This is a genomic window from Cytobacillus sp. FSL M8-0252, assembly GCF_038007345.1.
GTDB classification, from domain to species: Bacteria; Bacillota; Bacilli; order Bacillales; family Cytobacillaceae; genus Cytobacillus; species Cytobacillus kochii.
Genome location: NZ_JBBOWZ010000001.1, coordinates 1,148,002 through 1,166,834 on the forward strand (window position 1 = coordinate 1,148,002; position 18,833 = coordinate 1,166,834).

18 protein-coding genes and 1 pseudogene are annotated in these 18,833 nt (G+C 35.9%); 12 read left to right on the plus strand and 7 right to left on the minus strand.

Annotation, left to right across the window (positions count from 1 at the left end; translation table 11 throughout):
• Positions 1-85: 85 nt before the first annotated feature.
• The gene (locus MKX83_RS06000) at positions 86-2,050 is read right to left on the minus strand and encodes a bifunctional 2',3'-cyclic-nucleotide 2'-phosphodiesterase/3'-nucleotidase (protein WP_322909975.1); all 1,965 of its coding nucleotides are present in this window, start codon (positions 2,048-2,050) and stop codon (positions 86-88) included.
• 417 nt (positions 2,051-2,467) lie between these two features.
• Between MKX83_RS06000 and MKX83_RS06005 the strand changes: the two genes are divergently transcribed.
• The 4 genes from MKX83_RS06005 (at position 2,468) to MKX83_RS06020 (ending at position 6,194) form a co-directional block, all read left to right on the plus strand.
• The gene (locus MKX83_RS06005) at positions 2,468-3,367 is read left to right on the plus strand and encodes an NAD(P)/FAD-dependent oxidoreductase (protein ID WP_341054591.1); all 900 of its coding nucleotides are present in this window, start codon (positions 2,468-2,470) and stop codon (positions 3,365-3,367) included.
• Between the two features lie 208 nt (positions 3,368-3,575).
• Positions 3,576-4,262: a Crp/Fnr family transcriptional regulator gene (locus MKX83_RS06010; RefSeq protein ID WP_095373514.1), complete on the plus strand. Its 687-nt coding sequence runs from the start codon at positions 3,576-3,578 to the stop codon at positions 4,260-4,262.
• A 20-nt stretch (positions 4,263-4,282) separates the two neighbouring features.
• Complete coding sequence (locus MKX83_RS06015) at positions 4,283-4,990, plus strand: YjjG family noncanonical pyrimidine nucleotidase (protein ID WP_322909977.1); 708 nt, start codon at positions 4,283-4,285, stop codon at positions 4,988-4,990.
• The gene (locus MKX83_RS06020) at positions 4,980-6,194 is read left to right on the plus strand and encodes a Bcr/CflA family efflux MFS transporter (protein WP_095370268.1); all 1,215 of its coding nucleotides are present in this window, start codon (positions 4,980-4,982) and stop codon (positions 6,192-6,194) included. Before MKX83_RS06015 ends, MKX83_RS06020 begins: the two co-directional genes overlap by 11 nt.
• Before the next feature lie 388 nt (positions 6,195-6,582).
• Here the strand turns inward: MKX83_RS06020 and MKX83_RS06025 are convergent, their stop codons facing one another.
• Positions 6,583-6,744 carry a hypothetical protein gene (locus MKX83_RS06025; protein WP_157733771.1) on the minus strand — a complete coding sequence of 54 codons (162 nt, stop codon included), beginning with the start codon at positions 6,742-6,744 and terminating at the stop codon, positions 6,583-6,585.
• A 268-nt stretch (positions 6,745-7,012) separates the two neighbouring features.
• Between MKX83_RS06025 and MKX83_RS06030 the strand changes: the two genes are divergently transcribed.
• On the plus strand, positions 7,013-7,609 hold the full coding sequence (locus tag MKX83_RS06030; protein ID WP_095370267.1) for an isochorismatase family protein: 597 nt from the start codon (positions 7,013-7,015) through the stop codon (positions 7,607-7,609).
• A 69-nt stretch (positions 7,610-7,678) separates the two neighbouring features.
• Here the strand turns inward: MKX83_RS06030 and MKX83_RS06035 are convergent, their stop codons facing one another.
• Positions 7,679-8,566, minus strand: a complete 888-nt coding sequence (locus MKX83_RS06035) for a diacylglycerol/lipid kinase family protein (protein ID WP_307318637.1) — start codon at positions 8,564-8,566, stop codon at positions 7,679-7,681.
• A gap of 153 nt (positions 8,567-8,719) precedes the next feature.
• Between MKX83_RS06035 and MKX83_RS06040 the strand changes: the two genes are divergently transcribed.
• Genes MKX83_RS06040 through MKX83_RS06050 form a run of 3 tightly spaced genes read left to right on the plus strand, consistent with a single transcriptional unit; the run spans position 8,720 to position 11,195 of the window.
• Entirely contained in the window at positions 8,720-9,163 is a 444-nt protein-coding gene (locus MKX83_RS06040; protein WP_095370265.1) for a MarR family winged helix-turn-helix transcriptional regulator, read from the plus strand.
• 11 nt (positions 9,164-9,174) lie between these two features.
• The gene (locus MKX83_RS06045) at positions 9,175-10,119 is read left to right on the plus strand and encodes a ring-cleaving dioxygenase (protein ID WP_095370264.1); all 945 of its coding nucleotides are present in this window, start codon (positions 9,175-9,177) and stop codon (positions 10,117-10,119) included.
• Entirely contained in the window at positions 10,119-11,195 is a 1,077-nt protein-coding gene (locus MKX83_RS06050) for an LLM class flavin-dependent oxidoreductase (protein ID WP_341054594.1), read from the plus strand. Before MKX83_RS06045 ends, MKX83_RS06050 begins: the two co-directional genes overlap by 1 nt.
• Positions 11,196-11,234: 39 nt before the next feature.
• Here the strand turns inward: MKX83_RS06050 and MKX83_RS06055 are convergent, their stop codons facing one another.
• Both MKX83_RS06055 and MKX83_RS06060 read right to left on the minus strand, forming a co-directional pair.
• Entirely contained in the window at positions 11,235-11,561 is a 327-nt protein-coding gene (locus MKX83_RS06055; protein ID WP_095370262.1) for a hydrolase, read from the minus strand.
• 108 nt (positions 11,562-11,669) lie between these two features.
• Positions 11,670-12,278, minus strand: coding sequence for a recombinase family protein (locus MKX83_RS06060; RefSeq protein ID WP_341054596.1), 609 nt, complete (start codon positions 12,276-12,278; stop codon positions 11,670-11,672).
• 106 nt (positions 12,279-12,384) lie between these two features.
• On the opposite strand from MKX83_RS06060, the pseudogene MKX83_RS06065 reads away from it, so the two are divergent.
• From MKX83_RS06065 to MKX83_RS06075, 3 genes and pseudogenes are all read left to right on the plus strand, one after another.
• Positions 12,385-13,856 (plus strand): annotated as a pseudogene (locus tag MKX83_RS06065) (SulP family inorganic anion transporter).
• A gap of 249 nt (positions 13,857-14,105) precedes the next feature.
• Positions 14,106-14,945, plus strand: coding sequence for a YitT family protein (locus MKX83_RS06070; RefSeq protein WP_251162892.1), 840 nt, complete (start codon positions 14,106-14,108; stop codon positions 14,943-14,945).
• 367 nt (positions 14,946-15,312) lie between these two features.
• Entirely contained in the window at positions 15,313-16,758 is a 1,446-nt protein-coding gene (locus tag MKX83_RS06075; protein ID WP_095370259.1) for an MDR family MFS transporter, read from the plus strand.
• Positions 16,759-16,795: 37 nt separating this feature from the next.
• Here MKX83_RS06075 and MKX83_RS06080 read toward each other — a convergent pair whose 3' ends face one another.
• Together MKX83_RS06080 and MKX83_RS06085 are read right to left on the minus strand one after the other, a co-directional pair.
• Positions 16,796-17,230: an organic hydroperoxide resistance protein gene (locus tag MKX83_RS06080; protein ID WP_095370258.1), complete on the minus strand. Its 435-nt coding sequence runs from the start codon at positions 17,228-17,230 to the stop codon at positions 16,796-16,798.
• 98 nt (positions 17,231-17,328) lie between these two features.
• The gene (locus MKX83_RS06085) at positions 17,329-17,910 is read right to left on the minus strand and encodes an LOG family protein (protein ID WP_322909981.1); all 582 of its coding nucleotides are present in this window, start codon (positions 17,908-17,910) and stop codon (positions 17,329-17,331) included.
• Between the two features lie 88 nt (positions 17,911-17,998).
• On the opposite strand from MKX83_RS06085, the gene MKX83_RS06090 reads away from it, so the two are divergent.
• Positions 17,999-18,829, plus strand: coding sequence for a class I SAM-dependent methyltransferase (locus MKX83_RS06090; RefSeq protein ID WP_341054598.1), 831 nt, complete (start codon positions 17,999-18,001; stop codon positions 18,827-18,829).
• Positions 18,830-18,833 lie beyond the last annotated feature (4 nt).

The window sequence follows — 18,833 nt, forward strand, 5'->3', positions numbered from 1 at the left end:
GTAAAATCGCTCCTCTCAAATGATTGTTAGTTTAATAGAGAGGCTAAGAGAATTACTCGAAGCCTCTTTATAAAACAATACTTCTCTATTCTATTGTGATGGAGTATAGACCAAATCCATTATTACTTGGCCCAATATATTGAATGGGGCTATTTTCATTAAGTAAATCTTTAGCCTCTATGGACGATTCAAATTGAATATTTGGTGTATTTAAAACAGACGTGAATGTCCAGTTATTATCTGCCGTAGGATCGATGGTGCCTTGCTCAAGAATGTAATCAATGATTACTTGTCTGTTTTCATCTGGATACATAGTAACTGATTGTTGGTTTCTTACACCTGGGAACTGCCCACTTGCGCGATAATTATTAGTCGCTACAATGAAGTTTTGCTCAAGATTAATCGGTGAACCATTATAGCTTAAACCTTTGATTCTATTCGCATTTTCATTGATCAACTTTCCTTCAGTATCATATTTGGCAGGCTCTGTTACATCAATTTCATAAGTGACTCCGTCTATCACATCAAAGTTATATGTTGGAAATTGCTCATTTATTAAAGGTTGTGTTTGTTCCTCACCAGGTAAGATTTGATTAAACTGACCAGCAGACATTTCTAACCATTCTTTTATATCAGCGCCGGTGACTTTAATGGCTGCAACCGTGTTTGGATACAAATATAAATCAGCGACATTTTTAATCGCTATCGTTCCTTCAGGTATATAAGTATAATAATTTGCTCCATTACGTCCGCCAGCTTTAAAAGGAGCTCCAGCAGATAAAATCGGAGTACCCTCTTCTGGTGTGCCAGCTAGTTGTTTTTCTAAATACCATTTCTGTGCATTTGTAACAATTTGAATGGAGGGATCATCTTTTATTAATGCAAAGTAACTATGAATATTGGCAGTCGTATTGCCAACAGGTTGTCTTACATATTCTAAAGTTTGTGCATGAGAAAGTTGGATGGCATCGAGTATGTCTGGATCGGCAATTGTATTGGTTTCGCTTTCTGAATTATATACGCTTCGCAATTCAGACTGGACATTGTTTACTTTCCAATGTCCAAAGGAAGTGGTAAGTGATAAATCAATGACGCCTAAATGATTACCCCAGTTACCAGGCATAACAACGGGTACACCATTAATTGTCCCTTTCTCTTCATTCACTCCTGGTAAGTCTGAAAAGTCTCCTGGAAAGAGCTTATGGTTATGACCAGAAATAATAGCATCGATTCCTTTTACCTTTGTTAGCGCATATGTAGCATCTTCATCCATCTCTGTATAATTTTCCGTTCCCATTCCAGAATGAGCGAGGACAATAACTAGATCGGCACCGGCTCTTTTCATTTTAGGAATGGTTTCTTTAACAGATTGGACGATATCTTTCGTATAGACTTTCCCTTCTAAATTCGCTCTATCCCATTCAGTTATTTGTGGTGTCACAACACCAGTTACACCGATATTTAATAAGTGAGGAAATCCCCTCTCATCTCTTACTATTTTTCTAATGATTTTGTATGGCTGGAAATACTGCTTTTCCTTCCCTTTCCCTTTTTTTACGTGATAGACATTGCTGTTCACATAAGGGAAGGGGGCATCATTTAATGTTTCATTTAAAAATGATAATCCATAATTAAATTCATGATTCCCTACAGTAGCAGCATCATAATCTAGAAGCTTCATAGCTTGGAATACCGGATGTAATTCTCCAGGTTTGATCGGATTGATCTTAGCTTTATAATCCCCTAATGGATTCCCTTGAATCAGATCACCATTGTCGAAAAGAAAGCTATTGCTCTCCTCCGTCCTTGCTTCTTTAATTAATGTGGCTGTTTTTGCTAGTCCGAAATCCTCCACTTCTTTGTCTTGATAATAATCGTAGTTGGAAAGGTTGGTGTGAATATCAGTCGTCCCCAATAAGCGAATATCTACTTTGCTTTTAAAAGGATTTGGAAAATGATTCGTTTCTGCTGCCTCTGCCTGATAAATTCTTGGTAAAGAAGAAATTACGAGGATAATAGTAAGACATAAAAAAGTAATTTTCCTTATCAAAATCGACACAACTCCTCTGTATTCATTTTTTAATCTTCACTCGAAACCATATAATAAATAATCTATTTTTCAACATAATAGTAACTATTTTCTATTTTTTTTGATAGAGGAGAAAAGAAGGGTTTTTGTTATAGAATTTCCTTAGAATAACAAAGAAGAACAAGAATTTTTGTATAATGGGGGACTTTTATCGTGAGTATTTCCAAAAAAATAGTTCAAATGTTTTCTTCATTTCTTTTTCAGTGCATCATCACGATTACTTAGATTTTTTTGATGGAATTCAGTTTAGTTATTAATATTAACGATGTTCGAATGCAAAATATGATTCTAAGTAAAAGGAGAGGATATTTTAAAATGCCGTTGCATAGGATGGTAAAGTAGCTTTTACTGAATGATATATAAGGGGGTTGGACGAGCATGATGTATGATTGTATCATTATAGGCGGTGGTCCTGCGGGGTTAAGCGCAGCTTTAGTATTAGGTCGAGCAAATAGAACTGTACTGATACTTGATCATCATCGTCCGAGGAACCGATTTACCACCTATTCACATGGTTTTTTGACACGTGATGGCATAGAAGTAGAACAGTTTAGACAGACAGCTTATGAGGAAATCATGCATTACCCTTCTGTTACAATAAAAAATCATGAAGTAATCCATGCAAGGAAAAATGACCAATCTTTCGTTATAGTGACGTTAGATAAAGAAGTATTCGAAGGAAGAAAAATCATCGTTTCAACCGGAATTAGAGAAAGACTACCCCAAATTAAAGGATTAGCCTCTTTGTATGGAAAAAGTGTGCATAATTGTTTTTATTGTGATGGTTGGGAGTTGAGAGAGAAGAAAATTGCTGTTTTATACGATCATCTTGGTTCGCTACATTTGATCAAACTTATTCATCAAATAACTAAACATATAGTAGTATGTACTAATGGTTTTCCGATAGATAGTAGAACAAGGGATCAGTTACAAAGTAAACAAATCCTTATCATAGATTTTCCGATTAAGGAATTAGTTGGAGAAGCAGGAAGTCTTTCTGCTATACTCTTTACAAATGGTAGAACTGAAAGGGTTGATTCCCTTTTTGTCAGTCCAAGATGGGAACATAATGGCACCATTTTATATGGATTAGGCTGCAAGAAAGATGTAAATGGTAGAGTAGTTCGTGATACTCATAATCGGACGACTATATTTGGTGTGTATGCGACTGGTGACGCTGCATTTATATCTCCTTCTCAAGTAGCGATTGCTGTTGGCGATGGTTCGCGTACTGCTATAACAGTTTCAGGTGATTTAGCAAATGAGGATTTTAAATAAAATTTCATTTGGCTCACGTTTTTTGTAGGTTATTGTTTGTCCCCCTTTCACATCCTCCCACAATTTCTTCATAAAAAATAATCGATTCCTTACATTCTTTATTGTTATTTTTTTATTAAAGTACGAATTATTGGGACATATGTCCTTTTCAAAAAATGTTTGTTATCTTTAAATAAGAAAAGGAATGAAGAGGAGATGGGTGTTGGACATGAGTCGAGTGGACGTTCAGTTTTATATGGATAAATATAATCTGCACGAGGTGTTACCGGAAAGGCTGTATCCTCATCTGAGCTTGCATACTGTAGAAAAGGGAGAGCAGCTTTGTAGACAAGGAGAACAGGCGAAGGCATTGTACATCGTAGTAAAAGGAAAAGCAAAAGTATTTACAACATCTATGGAAGGAAAAACACTTGTACTTTCATTTCAAACACCGATTGAGTTGATCGGGGATATTGAATATATCCAAAACATTGATATTATCAATACAGTTGAAGCGGTATCTTCAGTAACAGTTATAAAAATCCCATATAAATTTCTCCGTAAACATTGCGAACAATATTCACCGTTTCTTATGTTTTTGCTAAAGGTTATTACGGATAAATTTAATGCAAAGTCAAATTTTTTAAAATTGAATGTGCTTTATCCAGTAGAAGTCAGACTAGCTAGCTATTTATTATCGCATTCATTTGATGAGGAACACTCATTAGTGACGGGTATGCATAGTACAAAAAATTTAAAAGATACTGCTAATCTCATTGGAACGAGTTATCGCCACTTAAATCGAGTGATTCAACAGTTTAGTGAACTTGGTTTAGTTGAAAGAAAAGACAAATGGATTCAGATTAAAGATTGGGAGGGCCTGCGGGAAATGGCTGGTTCGTCCCTATATGAATGAAACAACAGGAGAGGCTATATATGAAAAAGTATCAATATTTATTTTTTGATGTGGACGACACATTATTAGATTTTAGACATACGGAAAAAAGGGCATTAGAGCGTTTGTTTGAACAAGAAAATATCGTATTAACTGATGACATAAAAGGGGATTATCACCGCTTTAATAAAGGGTTATGGCATGCGCATGAACGGGGAGAGATTGGCAAAGAGGAACTTTTAAACACGAGATTTACCGAGTTCTTCCGACTTCATGGAAAGCAAGTAGACGGCTTAACAATGGAACGGAGTTACCGCAATTTCTTATCCGAAGGACATGAACAATTAGATGGAGCGCTTTCGCTTATTCAACAACTATCGACACAATATGAACTTTTTATTATGACGAATGGTGTAGCGCAAACGCAAAATCGCAGGTTACGTGATTCCGGGTTGTTTCCTTATTTTAAAAATATCTTTATCTCAGAAGAAACTGGTTTTCATAAGCCTATGAAAGCATACTTCGATTATTGTTTCCAGCGTATAGATCAGTTTAATTGTGGAAAAGCACTCATTATTGGTGATTCTTTAGTAGCTGATATAAAAGGTGGTCTTGCTGCTGGAATGGATGCTTGTTGGATGAATGTTGCAAAAGTAGCTAATGACACAGACATTACACCCACTTATGAAATCAATAAGTTAGTCGAGCTCTTACCTATATTAGAAAGGAGGGAGTTCATTGACTCATAATCCAAAGGGTAAAGAACGATTGATACTAGCATTACTTTTAGGGATGCTAGCGACATTAGGACCATTAAATATAGATATGTATTTACCAAGCTTTCCGAGTATTGCTTCGGACTTAGAGACATCGGCTTCTATGGTCCAATTGAGTTTAACGGCTTGTTTAATTGGTTTGGCTTTTGGACAATTGGTGATTGGACCGATTAGTGACGCAAAAGGAAGGAGAAAACCACTTTTAATTTCTATTCTACTTTTTGCTGGTGCCTCTTTTTTATGTGCAGTTGCCCCTAATATTACAACCCTTGTTATTGCAAGATTTTTGCAAGGAGCTACTGCCTCTGCGGGAGTTGTCTTATCGAGAGCGGTTGTTAGAGACACATTTAGTGGAAGAGAACTAACGAAATTTTTTGCGCTATTGATGGTCATTAATGCGGTTGCTCCGTTAGTCGCTCCCATTGCAGGGGGAGGCATTTTGCTTTTTCCTTCTGCGAGTTGGCATTGGATATTTATAAGCTTAGGAATCATAGGTTTAATCATTTTCTTAATTGTATTTTTAAAACTTAAGGAATCCTTACCTGTAGAGAAGCGTAGACCAAGCTCTTTGAAATCCACGTTTCGGACAATGGCAGAGTTGAGTACAGACCGTTCTTTTATTAGCTATGCTTTAATCGTTGGATTTGTTCATGGAGGAAGTTTTGCTTATGTCTCAGGTACACCGTTTGTTTATCAAGGGATTTATGGTGTTTCACCGCAAGTATTTAGTATTCTATTTGGCATAAATGGACTTGCAATTATAACCGGGAGCACCATCGTAGGTCGTTTAGGTGGAAAAGTGACAGAGAAAAAATTGTTAAAAATCGCGGTCACAGTCGCTGCATCGTCGACATTATTCTTACTTTTGATGACGATTATAAAAGGACCGCTTGCATTAATCGTCATTCCAATCTTTATTTATATGCTCTCAATGGGAATGGTTTTGACAAGTTCGTTTACATTAGCAATGGAATTCCAAGGACATCGTGCAGGCAGTGCAAGTGCCATTTTAGGAATGCTTCCTCTTGTGGTAGGAGCGACGGTTTCTCCATTAGTAGGGTTGAATGAATCAACAGCTATACCGATGGGAGCCATTTTGTTCGTTACATCCTTTATTGGTTTTACCCTCTTCTTCACTGTTGCCAATCGTGATGAAAAGACACAAATAAATGTATAGAAGCATAGGATGAATCATTCATCTGAACAAATTGGACTGCATCTCAATTGTTAGAATCTAACAAATGGAGGTGCAGTTTCTTTATGGACAAATGATAGGAAGAATATGGAGGGGAACTCTTCTTATTAGAATTTGAGCACCTATTTAAAAAGTCATGGAAAATCTGCACAGATTGAACTTGTATTGATTAATCAATAGTTACGAAAAGGTATAAAGTGGGTAGGTAATGGAGGAGTTAAGTAGGTTTAGGGCATAGGAAATTAGAAGTTTTCTTTGTCATAGAAACATCTATGGATCAAATAAATGTCTCGCTCAAGCAATAAAAGGACAAGTTTTTTAAAGACTACGGATTCTAGAAAGTTTTTTTGACATTGGGAAACCACCACATTTAATCGACAACTTGATCAGTATCGATCACTTCTTGCAAAAGAGAGATATGTTCATCGATAATATGAATTCTTGGATCTTGGGGGTTAGTAATATGTTTTTTCATATCTTGCAAAAAATGCAATTCTCTTTCCATCAATTGTCTTTCTATTGAATCAAGCATATATGAAAACTCCTTTTTAAAGAAAAATAATAGAGGTTGTCCCTTCTTTCTATTATTATATGCACGGCAGTCTATTATATACATTACATTATTGCCACCTTTATTATTATACCTATATTTTTTTCCTAGATACAGTGCAAATTTCCTGATTGATAGTGAAGAAAGAGAACTTCATTTAATTTTCAATTTTTCTTTAAGTAAAGAAGGAGTATTTCAATCAGAGCAGGAATGAGTATAGTTTAAGTAATAATAGAGAGGAAGATGTGAAGTGAATCAAGTTTTATTAATAATTGATGCACAAGAAGCATTAATTGAGGGGGAAAACGGTCAAACGCCCGTCTATCAAAAAGAGCAGCTGATTACTACAATAAATATATTAATTGAACAAGCGGAGAAAAATGATATTGACGTTATATTTGTAAGAGATCTAGATGTAGGCGGTGGGAGTGGAGATGGCTTTCAAGTACATCACTTAATTAAGGTACCTGAAAAATCTTCCAAAAAAATGTTTAATAAACTTGCGACGAATGCTTTTTACGAAACTGGTTTATTAAATTACCTAAAAGAGAGGAATATTCAACATCTAATTATTGCAGGATGTCAAACGGAATATTGTATTGATACAGCTGTCCGATATGCAACTGTTAATGGTTTTGATGTTACTTTAATTAAAGATGGACACTCGACAATTGATTCAACAGTTTTACCTGCTGAGAAAATAATTGCTCACCATAATCAAACCCTTCATGGTCACTATAATGTTGATCATTTTTCAGTCGTAAGAGGTAGTCATGAAGCTGTCTTTATCCCACCTCACAATGAATACAGGAAGGAGTGGGCAGTTGAGCAAGAGCAACTAAAATAAGAAACTTATCCTTACTGAGTTGCCAAGAGAGTCTGCCCTACTAAATATTTGTTGAGCAGACTCTCCTAGTCAAACATCGCCGACTACCATTGTCATATGTTGAGGTAAGATAGAAATTGAAGTGGGTGTTTCGGCAATTAATTCTCCATCACAATCAATTTTTTGAATTGGTTGAGCTTCTATCTTTAATGATTTTGTTCGGAAATAGACGATTTCATCATTATTTTTATCTGGATAATCGTCTTTTACTTGTGATTGGAACCAGGTCCAAAAATTTTGCATACTGGCTTGTTTAATAATTAACACATCAAGTAAGCCATCTTGGATATTTGCTTGAGGAAAGAAGGATTGCATACCGCCTAAATAAGAACCATTTCCTATTACCATCATGACAGCATCATCATCATAGGTGCAATGATCACTTTCAATTTTTAAATGGAAGACTTCGTTTTGAAAAATAAGCTTAGACGCTTGAATATAGTAAGACATTTTACCAAGTTTTTTACTATTATTATCCATTTGCTCTGATACTTTTGAAATTAAGCCAATTCCCCAGAAGTTCAAAAAGTATTGATTATTAAAAGTACCGATATCTATTTGTTTTATCTTTTTTTCTTTAATCTGTTTAGCGGCTAATATTGGTTCTTGACTTATGCCAATGGTTCTTGAAAAATCATTACATGTGCCTCCAGGTAAGATAGCAAATGCTGGTCTCTCTTGCAATGGTGCTAATGCATTGACTAGTTCAAAGATTGTTCCATCTCCGCCAGCGCCGATAATTAAATCCACTGAAGACGCAAGTTTTTCCACGTATTTAGCGCCGTCACCCTCCTGTTTTGTTTGATATATTTTCACATTTGTAAAAGTTTCTTTTAATTCTGTTTCAATTTCTTCAATTTGATTCATTAATTTCTTGTTCCCTGCATTAGGATTTAAAATAATCGCTACAGTATTCATAACTACATTCCCCCTTTCATATGTACATACTTCCCGTTTTATTTGTAAATGTAGCATGAAATAGAAAAAAATATATTATTAATTCGAGATATTTCACTTGAAGATAAATCATTTGAGTGGTAAAGTGATAAATATAACGAGGTGACTTTAAAAATGAAAAAGCATACTTTAGGGTCTTTATTATGGATGAGGATAGCTAGATTTACACATCAAAGTAACTTATTATCTAATGAGTTTTTAAAAAAATATCAATTAACTGCTTCCCAATTTGATGTTCTTACACAGGTAGCAGCTTACGAACCCATTACCCAACAAGAGCTAGCTGATAAATTAACCGTAAGCCAAGGGGGGGTATCTAGAATGCTTTCAAAACTAGAAAAAGAGGGATTGATTATAAAAGAAGTAAAATGGAAAACAAAAAAAATTTCTCTTACAGCAAAAGGGAAGACAAAACTAGCTGCTGCATATGAGGCTCAATTACATTTTCAAACCTCCTTTTTTGATGAATCACTATCACAGGATGAGCAGAAGATTCTTTATCAGTTATTATCAAAACTACAAAAAAATAGTGATCAGAAGAAAAAATCCATTATATAGGAGAGGATTAAATGACGTACATTGCAGGTCATCATCATACATCGATGATTACAAAGGATGCGAATAAAAATAATCACTTTTATAAGAATATACTTGGTTTAAGACGGGTTAAAATGACTGTAAATCAGGATGATCCCTCTATGTATCATCTGTTTTTCGGAGATGAAATCGGAAGTCCAGGCACAGAATTAACATTTTTTGAAATACCGATGGCAGGTAGAACCCATAAAGGAACAAATAGTATTACCCGCATTGGATTACTTGTTCCATCCTATGAGAGTTTACTGTTTTGGTCTGAACGTTTTAAGCAATTAAAAGTAAAACATGGAGAAATTACAGAATATACGCAACGCCCCAGTCTATCATTTGAAGATCCCGATGGCTTGCAATTAGTGCTTATTGTCTCTGAGCAAAGCCTGTCATTTTGGAGAGGTTGGTCTCAATCACTTATCCCTAAGGAGCATCAAATTATGGGCATGGGCCCAGTTGAAATGACAGTGAGAAGACCCGAGAAGTTACAGGACACGCTAGTGAATATGTTTGGCTACTCTATTTCTTATCGAGAAGAAAAATTAACGGTCTATCAATCATTAGCAGGAGAACCGTTCGGAGAAATTGTGGTGATTGAAAAAGATGGACCAGATGAGAGACCAGGAAGAGGTAGTGTTCATCATTTAGCAATCCGAGTAAAAGACGAAGAGGAACTGAAATATTGGGAAAGTAAAGTAAGAGAAAAAGGTTTTTTAACAAATGGTATTATCGATCGCTATTATTTTAAAAGCCTATACTTTAGAGAATCTAATGGTATCCTTTTTGAAATTGCGACAGATGGTCCCGGGTTCACAATTGATACCGATCTCGTGCATTTAGGAGAAACTTTAGATCTTCCGCCATTCCTCGAAGAACGCCGAGAAGAAATAGAAAAGATGCTTAAACCTATAGAGGAGAATGAATAATGGAAAAATACCGGATAAATAAAGAGAATGGTCTGGAGTTCGGCTTGTACTCATTGGGTGATCACATTCCTAGTGGTAAAACAGGCAAACGAATATCCGCGCAAAAGAGACTAAATGAAATCATTGAGGCAAGTCAATTAGCTGAAGAAGCAGGTATTGATGTATTTGGCCTAGGTGAGAGCCATCAAACTTATTTTACAACTCAAGCACATACCGTTGTACTTGGTGCGATTGCCCAGGCAACGAAAAAAATAAAATTATCAAGTTCAGCAACAGTATTAAGTGTATCTGATCCTGTTAGGGTATATGAGGATTTTGCTACAATTGACTTGCTTTCAGGTGGCCGTGCTGAAATTGTCGCGGGTCGAGGTTCTAGAGTAGGAGCTTATCAATTATTGGGTATAGACTTGGCTCATTATGAAGATATCTTTGAGGAAAAGTTGGCTTTATTAAAGCAACTGAATGAGGAAGAAAGGGTGACATGGTCGGGAAGATTCCGTGCGCCATTAGATAATGCTGAAGTGCTTCCACGACCTCTGAATGGTTCACTTCCTATTTGGAGAGGTGTTGGCGGTCCACCAGCTAGTGCCGTTAAAGCAGGTAAAATGGGCATTCCAATGGTATTAACAACATTAGGTGGTCCAGCAGATAATTTCAAAATATCGGTAGATGCTTATCGCCAGACGTTAGAGGAGAATGGATTCCAAGCCAACCAATATCCAATTGCAACAACGAGTTTGTTTTATGTTGCAGATACAACTAGAGAAGCGCTTGAAGGAATGTATCCTTATCTAAATGGTGGCTTTCAAGCGATCAGAGGTGGAGGGGGTTACCCTATTCAGCAATTCACACAAGCGCCGGATGTAAGGGATGCTTTAATGGTTGGGAGTAAGCAGCAAATTATTGAGAAAATCCTCTATCAATATGAATTATTTGGGATGCAAAGGTTTTTAGCACAAATCGATTTTGGTGGAGTACCTTTCGCTGATGTAATGAAAAATATAGAGATTATTGGGAATGACATTATTCCAGCAGTGAAGAAGTATACAAGAGAAGAAAAGTCGTCCGAAAGTTAATAGAAGCAAAGAAGCCACCCTATTGAAGGTGGCTTCTTTTTATATCTTATCAGTATCGATAATATTCATCTCTTTTATATGATTTTTTGCCTCTTGATCACCTAATTGATAGATCATCTCATAAAGACGCATCAAAATTTGATCATATTCAGGGTTAGGCGATTTTTTATGATACTCAAGAAAAGGAACTTGAGCTCTAGCAAAGGTTTTTAACTCTGCATTATAGTTCTCATCTAAAAAGCGGTTTAGCTCAGCAATTTCAGCACCTGTTGCATATACTCTAAACTGCCAATCATGACCATCCATTGTGTCAAGTATTGTACCGTTTTCAAGGTTGATATAGTAAGCTTCTCTATTACCGTCCATTTAAACCTCTCCTTTTTCTCGGATAGTCATGTTATTCCCTGTTGGACTTGTAGATAAACAAACTATTAAATAACTATTTTTATTAGTATGCCATTGAATCAGTTGTTTTTAACTTAATTGTTCTAAATATCGGTATAATGTAGATTTACTGATCCCTGTTTGTTCTTTAATTTCTAATAAAGTGTAATTTTTTGTTTGATACATTTCGATCGCTTTTTTAACATTCTCATCAGGCTTTTTTGGTCTACCACTCGATTTTCCATTTTCTTTTGCTTTTGTTAATCCCCTTCTGGTATTTTCACTGATTACGTCACTTTGAAAGGAAATAAGCTTATTTAACATTGGTAAGAAATGCTTACCCGTTTCATCACCTGTATCGATTTCTTCATGTATTGCTTGGAAATAGATTTTTCGCTCATCTAACTCATTTAATAATTCTGCGAGATGATTAGTGGAGTCAGCTAATACGTTCAGTCTAGCGACAATCACTGTATCACCTTTTTGCAAATGGTTTAATAAATCCTTTAATTTATTTCTTCTTTTTGGTGAGGTATGTGCTTCTTGAAAGTATATATCGCAATCTTTTAAGTAAGTATATTGCTCATCTATATCTAAATCATGTAGAGGTCGTAAATATCCTGCGAACATAATCATTGCTCCTTTTCTTCTTAAAATGAAATAAGAACTAATAGTTGCATACGTAATTAAAGATATCATATCACATCACCTGAAAATTTCTTGATATGACATAATTAATCCCAAAAACGTTCCTTTATGAAACTTTTTGTGTTAAAATCTTCTCATTGCCTAAAAAAAGACGTGAATGAGGTGTTTAGGATTGATCACATGGAAAGAACAGTGGTTTTCAAATATTAGAGGAGATATTTTATCAGGCATTGTAGTTGCACTCGCACTTATCCCAGAGGCAATCGCCTTTTCTATTATAGCTGGTGTTGATCCAATGGTAGGGTTATATGCATCTGTTTGTATTGCTATTATTATCTCTGTTACAGGTGGGAGACCCGGAATGATATCTGCAGCAACTGGAGCAATGGCACTCTTAATGGTTCCTTTAGTAAAAGAATACGGTTTGGATTATTTACTTGCTGCAACTATTTTAACAGGAGTCATTCAGTTTTTATTCGGTGTATTTAAAATAGCTAAGGTAATGAAATTTATCCCGAGAGCAGTCATGTGGGGTTTGTTAATGCACTTGCCATTCTCATTTTTATGGCTCAGGTGCCCCATATTTTAGGAGAGTCTTATATGACTTTCATCTTTTTAGCTATTACTCTTTTAATTATTTATATTGTACCAAGATTTATCAAGGTCATACCGGCTCCACTCATTGCGATCGTTTTCCTTTCAGCCGCCGCTATCTTTTTTCAAGCTGATATGAAAACGGTCGGGGATTTAGGAGCGATTTCACAAACATTACCAAGCTTCTTCATACCGAATGTCCCATTTAATTTAGAAACATTGATGATTATACTCCCCTTTTCTGTTGCTTTGGCAATTGTTGGGTTGCTTGAGTCATTATTAACTACTCAAATTGTTGACGATATGACTGATACTGTTGGAGATAAGAATAAAGAAGCAAGAGGGCAAGGGATTGCTAACTTTGTAACGGGTTTCTTTGGGGGAATGGCAGGTTGTGCAATGATTGGACAATCCGTTATCAATGTGAAGTCGGGTGGTCGAGGACGTCTATCAACGCTTATAGCTGGACTTGTATTAATGTTTTTAATCCTTGTGTTAGGAGGGGTCGTTGTCCAAATTCCAATGCCTGTGTTAGTAGGTATTATGGTTATGGTCTCTATAGGTACCTTTGATTGGTCTTCTTTTGCTTATTTGAGAAAGGCACCATTATCTGATTCGTTAGTGATGTTAGTTACAGTCGGGATCGTTGTGTACACACATGACTTATCTAAAGGTGTTATTGCAGGTGTCATATTAAGTGCTATATGCTTCGCAGCGAAAATATCAAAGGTAAAAATAACAAAGACAATCGACCACACAAATTGTTTAACAAATTATCAGGTTCAAGGCCAAATATTCTTTGTCTCTGTTGATGCTTTTTTAGAAAAAATAGATTTTGACGTAAAAAAAGAGACGATTGTATTGGATTTCACTCAAGCTCATATTTGGGATGATTCAGGTGTTGGTGCGTTGGATAAAGCGATCTTGAAGCTCAAAGAAAACGGAAATTCCGTTAGAGTTCGAGGTTTAAACGATGATAGTGAACAAATAGTTAAGCGATTAGCTGTCAGTCAACATGAGATACAAAAGAGTTAGGTAAACTATATCATCATTTAAGATGTGTGAAAAAGTTGCGAGATGCTCGGCACTCGCAACTTTTTAATTGTAGAAAGTAATGATAAGTTTTTTTCCTTACCTTTGAGTTAAAAGATAATTCATAATTATTTTTTAATGAATGATTTTCATTCATTATTTCTAAAATCTATTGTCGTCACTAATCACCCCATGATAAAATGCAGTGGTGCCTCAAATAGAGAGCGAATTGAATGATGGAGGATAGAAGCCATGAAAAAATATATATGGGATAGTATTGTCATTGTCTTTGGTGCGTTTCTTTTTGCATTAGCTATTAATCTGTTTGTCATCCCGAGTGAACTTAGTGAGGGCGGAGTTACTGGATTGACAATTATATTCTATTATCTTTTTGAATGGTCTCCAGGATTAGTGAGTTTCATATTAAATGCCATTTTATTGATTGCAGGTTATAAATTTTTAACGAAACAAACCGTTATATATACGATTATTGCTGTTATTTCGCTTTCTCTTTCCTTACATTTAACTGAAGGGTGGAACATTGATTCGAATGAGATATTAGTTAATGCCATTTTTGGAGGAATATTCTCTGGAGTTGGTATCGGATTAATTATTCGTGTTGGTGGTACTACAGCTGGAACAACCATTCTTGCGAAGATGACAAATAAGTTTTTAGGATGGAGTATTAGTTATAGCTTATTATTTTTTGATATTCTTGTTGTCTTAAGTTCTTATTTCATTATTGGTGCAGAGAAAGTAATGATTACACTTATTATGTTATATGTCGGTACAAAAGTGATGGAGCTTATTATTGAAGGATTAAATCCTAAAAAGGCTGTCACAATTATATCAAAAGAGTCAGACACGATTGCCCAACAAATCAATCAAAAACTCGACCGTGGAGTAACAGTAATGAACGGAAGAGGATATTATACAAAGCAAGCAAAGGAAGTACTATATATTGTCATTAGTAAACAAGAAATTATGAAATTGAAAAAAATTGTTTTAGCAACGGATCACACAGCCTTTGTTGCCATACATGATGTACGCGATGTGTTTGGTGAGGGGTTTGGAGATATGTCAAAAGGATGAGAAGTCGGCGATGAGCTGGCTTTTTCTTTTGGAAAGTTGAAAGTCTATAATATGTTGGAGTATTAGAGTGTAACCATTTAGAATATGATTCTCAAAAAAGGAGAGACTACGGCTCTCAGGAGAAGCGTAGTTACCTCAAGTGGCTTAAAAGAAGTCAAACTTGTTGAAAAAGCAGAAGAGCTTAGCGCAACCGTCTTATATAACCGTAATTTAGAACACTAAAAGGAAATTGACTTTTCTATAGAGACGAAAGTGGCATATATTTGCAAATTGAAAAGATGAGCTAACTGATAGGCAAATTCGGCGTGAATCATGTAGAATAGGAGGGATGGTGTTTTATTCGAGATATTATAGAAGGAGAAAGAAAATGACAGAGAAGATAAATGATTTACAACAAGTCGAGATCAAGCCTTTGCCGATTGCAATTGTGTTAATGATTGCTGCTTTTATTGGATTATTTAGTGAAACGGCACTTAACATGGCTTTTACGAATATTATGGTGGACTATCAGATTGAACCTCATGCGGTTCAGTGGCTGACAACAGGGTTTTTATTAGTACTTGGTGTTTTAGTACCAGTTTCGGGATTACTTATTCAATGGTTCAGTACGAGGCAATTATTCGCTGCTTCCCTTATATTCTCGATTATTGGTACATTGATTGGCGCGTTATCAATTAGTTTTCCTATGCTATTAATATGTCGTGTGATCCAAGCGATAGGGACAGCATTGCTATTACCATTAATGACGAATGTGATCCTACTTATTTTCCCTGCAAATAAGCGTGGAAGTGTGATGGGACTTATGGGCTTAGTCATTATGTGTGCACCTGCTATCGGTCCGACCATTTCAGGGTTATTAATTGATCAATGGGGATGGCATTCTATATTTTGGTTATCATTACCTATATTAATCATTACTTTAGTTGTTGGAATGGCTTTTATGCAAAATGTTTCTACCATTACGAAGCCCCGAATTGATTTTGTTTCATTGTTATTATCGACGATTGGTTTTGGTGGCGTTGTATACGGGTTTAGTAGTGCAGGAGAGGGAAATGGTTCGTGGGTTAGTCCTTTGGTACTCTTACCAATTGTAATTGGTGTAATTAGTTTATTGTTATTCTCTATCCGCCAGTTACGTAGCCCAGAGCCAATGCTCGATTTACGTGTTTTCGCTCATCCAATGTTTTCTTTAGGAACCATTATGGTTTTCTTATGTATGATGATGATTTTATCGTCTGCTATCCTATTACCACTCTACTTAAAAGGTGGATTATTACTAACTGCACTAGCAGCAGGTCTTGTATTACTACCAGGTGGTTTAATTAACGGTTTAATGTCTCCAGTTACAGGGCGACTTTTTGACCGGTTTGGTCCAAGGTATTTAATTATACCTGGTTTCGTTTTAACAACGATTATGACCTTTTTATTTACTAGAGTAACGACGGAAACGAGTTCAGCTTTGATTATTTTCCTTCATACGGTGATGTTAATCGGCGTGGCGATGATTATGATGCCAGCTCAAACGAATGGATTAAATCAGCTGTCAAGAAGGCATTATCCAGATGGATCAGCTATTATGAATACACTATCGCAAATTGCTGGTGCTATTGGTACTGCCGTTGCTATTAGTTTAATGGCAGCAGGCCAATCCAGCTATATACCTAAAGAAGGTATGGCAAATACAGCTATCGCAGCTGAAGCACTAACAACTGGTGTTCAAACAGCGTTTTATCTTGGGCTAATTGCTTCAATCATCGGACTGGTTTTATCTTTCTTTGTAAAAAGAGTATATGTTGAGGATGAAACAAAATAAAACTCGCCATTTGGCGAGTTTTTTTAACTTTGATTTACTATAATTGTTCTACTGCATGCGGTTCTAAGATGACTTCGATGTTATTGCGTACAGCTTTAGAATACGGACAAGTTTCATGCGCTTTATGAACCAGTTTTTCTAATGTCGCTTGATCGGTTCCTTTTGCTTTAATATTTAATTTCACTTGTAAGCTATAGCCTTCTTTTTCATCCTTAAAGAGACTGACATTGCCAATTACTTCCGTATCTATCGGTGTCCGATCCATTTTAGATACACCTTGCAGGGCACTTTCAAAGCAAGCAGCATATCCTGCAGCGAATAATTGTTCTGGATTTGTCGCTTCGGGCATTTCTTTCGCTCTAGGTGTTCCTGGCATTGCTATTGCGACATTAAAGTTACCATCCTCCGATACCGCTGTACCTTCTCGACCACCACTTACTGTAACTGTTGCTGTAAATAATTTCTTAGCCATTTGGATCGTCTCCTTTTTAGAAATAGATTGTACTATATATATAACCTTTTTTTGATGAGTTACACATTTTTTTTAAATCTATTCAAAAAAATGAGGGTTTAAGTTTGGCTCTTTCTAATAAATGTTTTGACCTCAGGAGGCGTATAAGTATAAAATTGCTGAATTAAATCAGCAGGACTCTCGCTAACTAGTGCCATTTTTAAAAATTTGTCCTGTAAAAATTGTTGTTCATTCATATGAGCAATCAGTGAAATTAAGAGGTCAAAATAGTGATCAATATTGAGGATACCAATAGGTTTTTGATGTAATCCTAACTGTCCCCAAGTAAATACTTCAAAAAACTCTTCTAATGTTCCGCAGCCACCTGGAAGCATAATAAATCCATCGGCAAGTTCTTCCATTTTATGTTTTCTTTCATGCATAGAATCAACGATGACTAGATCACTTAAGTTCGGATGGGCAATTTCTTTATCTTGAAGGAATTTAGGAATGACACCAATTACTTTTCCGCCGTTGGCTAATGTACTATCTGCTACTGCCCCCATTAAACCAATACTTGAACCGCCATATATGAGTGTGATGCTTCTTTTAGCTAATTGCTCTCCTAAAACCTGTGCCCCTTTCATATAAGAGGGATGTGCCCCTTGGCTTGAACCACAAAAGACTGCGAGTGCTTGCAAATTTTTCTACCCCCTTTTTATTTAATGAAGTATACTTATCTAAAGTATAGCAAATATTCTTATAAAATTTGAAGCGGCAGGTGGACCTATGAATGGTGTCGACATCATTACAGATTGTATGGCGACAAATTTTGAAATACAAAAGGTACAAACAGTACATCGGTTGAAATTGGCAGAATTTTGGGGCATTAAAGAAGGCGATCGTGTTTTAGAAATAGGTAGTGGCCAAGGTGACACCACAGCAGTACTAGCTTATTTAGTCGGTGAGGAAGGGTTTGTTCACGGTATTGATATTGCTTCTCCTACTTATGGAACCCCTATTACACTCGGTGAATCCATATCTTATATGTTAAATTCAAAAATTGGCAAACAAATTCATATCGATTTCCATATGGATTTATTATCTGACCAAATTGAGTTCTTGGAAAAATCTTTTGATCATATCGTTTTCTCACATTGTGCATGGTATATGAACTCAATTGAGGAGTTTGCCGCATTAATGAAAAAAGTGAAAAAATGGGGAAAGAACTTATGTTTCGCTGAGTGGGATACGAGAATAAGTGTGGTTGAACAGTATCCACATTTATTATCCGTTCTTATTCAAGCCCAATATGAGTCTTTCAAAAAAGAAAGTGATGCTAATATTCGTACATTGTTTACCCCATTTGATATACAAAAAGTGGTGAGAGAGGCAGGCTGGGATATAGAGAAAGAACATATTATTTTCTCACCAGAGCTGCAAGATGCAAAATGGGAAGTGACTAAATTAGTAAGGGACTTGCATACTGAGTTAGAGCAATTAGGAGAAATACCTGAAAAGCTAAGGTCGCTTATCTTGTCACAAATGTCCATGTTAGAAGATTTTCGCGTGACGAATGAAATCACGCCATTATCTGTTTATGCGTTTACAGCTAAATAGCAAT

Coding starts and splice junctions, on each gene's coding strand:
- MKX83_RS06005 (WP_341054591.1), top strand. CDS start 2,468: ATGATGTATGATTGTATCATTATAGGCGGTGGTCCTGCGGGGTTAAGC.
- MKX83_RS06010 (WP_095373514.1), top strand. CDS start 3,576: ATGAGTCGAGTGGACGTTCAGTTTTATATGGATAAATATAATCTGCAC.
- MKX83_RS06015 (WP_322909977.1), top strand. CDS start 4,283: ATGAAAAAGTATCAATATTTATTTTTTGATGTGGACGACACATTATTA.
- MKX83_RS06025 (WP_157733771.1), bottom strand. CDS start 6,744: ATGCTTGATTCAATAGAAAGACAATTGATGGAAAGAGAATTGCATTTT.
- MKX83_RS06035 (WP_307318637.1), bottom strand. CDS start 8,566: ATGAATACTGTAGCGATTATTTTAAATCCTAATGCAGGGAACAAGAAA.
- MKX83_RS06040 (WP_095370265.1), top strand. CDS start 8,720: ATGAAAAAGCATACTTTAGGGTCTTTATTATGGATGAGGATAGCTAGA.
- MKX83_RS06045 (WP_095370264.1), top strand. CDS start 9,175: ATGACGTACATTGCAGGTCATCATCATACATCGATGATTACAAAGGAT.
- MKX83_RS06050 (WP_341054594.1), top strand. CDS start 10,119: ATGGAAAAATACCGGATAAATAAAGAGAATGGTCTGGAGTTCGGCTTG.
- MKX83_RS06055 (WP_095370262.1), bottom strand. CDS start 11,561: ATGGACGGTAATAGAGAAGCTTACTATATCAACCTTGAAAACGGTACA.
- MKX83_RS06060 (WP_341054596.1), bottom strand. CDS start 12,278: ATGATATCTTTAATTACGTATGCAACTATTAGTTCTTATTTCATTTTA.
- MKX83_RS06070 (WP_251162892.1), top strand. CDS start 14,106: ATGAAAAAATATATATGGGATAGTATTGTCATTGTCTTTGGTGCGTTT.
- MKX83_RS06075 (WP_095370259.1), top strand. CDS start 15,313: ATGACAGAGAAGATAAATGATTTACAACAAGTCGAGATCAAGCCTTTG.
- MKX83_RS06080 (WP_095370258.1), bottom strand. CDS start 17,230: ATGGCTAAGAAATTATTTACAGCAACAGTTACAGTAAGTGGTGGTCGA.
- MKX83_RS06090 (WP_341054598.1), top strand. CDS start 17,999: ATGAATGGTGTCGACATCATTACAGATTGTATGGCGACAAATTTTGAA.